1 pseudogene is annotated in these 268 nt (G+C 46.3%); it reads right to left on the bottom strand.

The window, feature by feature from the left end:
• Nucleotides 1-268, bottom strand: a pseudogene (gene tuf / locus Q0791_RS25165) (elongation factor Tu); the annotation flags it as partial.

The following is a 268-nucleotide window of genomic DNA, read 5'->3' as shown; positions in this document are numbered from 1 at the left end:
TTAGTGGTGTCTTTGATACCCACGATTTCAACTTCTTCACCAACCTTGATGATACCGCGCTCTACACGACCAGTAACAACAGTACCACGACCTGAAATTGAGAATACATCTTCGATGGGAAGAATGAATGCACCGTCAATCGCACGCTCTGGCTCTGGAATATAAGTATCTAGGGCTTCTGCAAGCTCAATGATTTTTGCTTCCCACTCTGGCTCACCTTCAAGGGCTTTAAGCGCTGAGCCTTGAATAACAGGTAGGTCATCACCTG

Source organism: uncultured Shewanella sp. (assembly GCF_947495455.1).
Classification (GTDB): Bacteria; Pseudomonadota; Gammaproteobacteria; order Enterobacterales; family Shewanellaceae; genus Shewanella.
This window is presented reverse-complemented; position numbering and strand designations above follow the sequence as displayed.